This window comes from Paraburkholderia fungorum (assembly GCF_046027605.1).
GTDB lineage: Bacteria > Pseudomonadota > Gammaproteobacteria > Burkholderiales > Burkholderiaceae > Paraburkholderia > Paraburkholderia fungorum_F.
The window spans coordinates 1-282 of sequence record NZ_JAQQEF010000101.1 but is presented as its reverse complement, the minus strand read 5'-3'; the positions used below and the strand labels follow the sequence as shown (position 1 = coordinate 282).

At 61.7% G+C, this 282-nt stretch carries 1 pseudogene; it reads right to left on the bottom strand.

Annotated features, from left to right (window positions below):
• Window positions 1-282: pseudogene (locus PQR53_RS38915) on the bottom strand (threonine ammonia-lyase, biosynthetic); the annotation flags it as partial.

Sequence of the window (282 nt, the reverse complement as noted above, 5' to 3'; positions counted from 1 at the left end):
TTGCACGCCCACAAAGATATGTGCTGAATTCGCGTCCGCAATGCGGTAGTTGAATTCGGTGACGCTGCGCGTGCCCACCAGTTCGCAGAAACGGCGAAAGCTGCCACGCTCTTCGGGGATCGTCACCGCGAACACGGCCTCCCGTGCTTCACCGACTTCCGCGCGCTCAGCGACGAAACGCATGCGGTCGAAATTCATGTTCGCACCGGACGTGATCGCGATCAGCGTCTGGTCTTCGAGGCCTTCGCGCTCGGCATACTGCTTGGCGCCGGCCACCGCCAA